The organism is Sulfuricaulis sp. (assembly GCF_049587675.1).
Lineage (GTDB): Bacteria > Pseudomonadota > Gammaproteobacteria > Acidiferrobacterales > Sulfurifustaceae > Sulfuricaulis.
Genome location: NZ_JBAVEJ010000067.1, coordinates 1 through 2,036, shown reverse-complemented (window position 1 = coordinate 2,036; position 2,036 = coordinate 1). Strand labels below are relative to the sequence as shown.

2 protein-coding genes are annotated in these 2,036 nt (G+C 58.3%); both read left to right on the top strand.

The annotated features are described in order from the left end of the window. The coding region (locus tag WB402_RS03490) for a mechanosensitive ion channel family protein (RefSeq protein ID WP_424205529.1) at positions 1–500 on the top strand (500 nt) is incomplete at its 5' end. A gap of 144 nt (positions 501–644) precedes the next feature. Next, a partial coding sequence (gene glgX, locus WB402_RS03485; RefSeq protein ID WP_424205528.1) for a glycogen debranching protein GlgX occupies positions 645–2,036 on the top strand: 1,392 nt, incomplete at its 3' end.

Genomic DNA, 2,036 nt, shown 5'->3' with positions numbered 1-2,036 from the left:
ATGTGCTGACCGAAAAAGCCGGAATAGACGGCTTCCTGCAACAAGGCGGCATTAAAACCGGAACGTCGGGAATATTGGGGGCGCTTATCTACTGGCTCGTCATTCTCGTGACGCTGGTGATTGCCTTCAACGGTCTCGGCCTCACTTATGTCACCGATCTGGTGAGCCGCGTGGTCATGTTTATCCCCAAGGTAATCGTGGCCGTGTTGATTCTCGCCGTCGGCATGTATTTCGCCCGGTTTATCGCGCAGACCGTTTCAGCCTATTGCAGGAATGTGGGGCTCGAAGACGCTGATCTTCTGGGACGAATTTCGCAATACGCCATCATGATCTTCGTCGCGTTGATCGCGCTCGATCAGGTGAACGTGGTGACCGATATCATTCGCCAGTCCTTCCTGATTCTGCTGGCGGGTTTGGTGTTGGCGCTGGCGCTTGCCTTCGGCATTGGTGGACAGAAAACGGCGGCAGAATTGCTGGAGCGGTGGTGGCCCAAGAAGTGAGCGATGGAGCGGAAGGAAAACGAACAACCCGGGGCGGAGAAAGGTGAGGCTTTCCTCTGTCGGCGGACAGCGGCGGAGGAGAGTATATTATGACCGCCATTAATTCAGCCCGGTATGCGAGCAGGGCGCCGAGGCAACCGATACATGAACAATAATATGCCCATTTGGCCAGGCAGACCTTATCCCTTGGGCGCTACTTGGGACGGCGAGGGTGTGAACTTCGCCATATTTTCCGAACATGCCGATCAAGTGGAGCTGTGTCTGTTTGAAGGCAAGGGCAAGCATGAAGTCGAGCGACTCCCCCTGCGTTGGCAGACCGATCAGGTTTGGCACTGTTATTTACCCGAGGCGCGACCGGGACTGCTTTATGGATACCGTGTCCACGGCCCTTACGATCCCAGGAAAGGCAAACGCTTCAATCATAATAAGCTATTGCTTGATCCCTATGCCAAGGCGATCGCAGGCCAGGTCAAGTGGAGCAACGCGGACTTCGGGTACCGTGTCGGCCACCGGCTGGAGGATTTGTCGTTCGACCGCAGCAATAACGCGCCGGGAGTGCCGAAGTGCAAAGTAATCGACCCGGCGTTCACCTGGGGCGATGATCGGCGGCTGCGCACGCCGTGGCACGACACCGTCATCTACGAACTGCACGTCAAGGGCTTCACCAGCCGCCATCCGGAGGTGCCGCCGCCCCTGCGTGGCACGTACGCGGGCTTGGGAACGGAGCCGGTGATACGGCATCTCAAGCGTCTCGGCATCAACGCAGTTGAGCTCATGCCGGTACACACCTTCGTCGACGAGCGTCATCTCGTCGAAAAAGGGCTGCGCAATTACTGGGGCTACAACTCGATCGGTTTCTTCGCGCCGGACATGCGTTACTCGGCGACCGGTCTCGTGCGCGAATTTAAGACCATGGTCAAGACCCTGCACTCGAACGGCATCGAGGTGATCCTCGACGTGGTCTACAACCACACTGCCGAGGGCAATCAAATGGGGCCGACGCTTTCCTTCCGCGGCATCGACAACGAGGCCTATTACCGCCTGAGTCCAGAGGATCCGCGTTATTACACCGACTTCACCGGTTGCGGCAATACGCTCAATATGCAGCACCCGCGCGTGCTGCAGCTCATCATGGATTCATTGCGCTACTGGGTGCTGGAGATGCACGTGGATGGATTCCGTTTCGATCTGGCCTCCGCGCTGGCGCGCGAACTGCACGAAGTGAACCGGTTGTCCGCGTTCTTCGACATCATCCATCAGGACCCGGTCTTGTCGCAGGTCAAGTTGATCGCTGAACCGTGGGATCTCGGCGAGGGCGGTTACCAGGTGGGAAATTTTCCGGTCGGTTGGACCGAATGGAACGGTAAGTACCGCGACGTGGTGCGCGCCTACTGGAAAGGCGAGGGCGGGCTCATAGGTGAGTTGGCCTACCGCCTGACCGGATCGAGCGATCTGTACGGGCACAGCGGCCGCCGTCCCCACGCCTCGATCAACTTCGTCACGGCGCACGACGGGTTCAGCCTGCAAGATATCGTG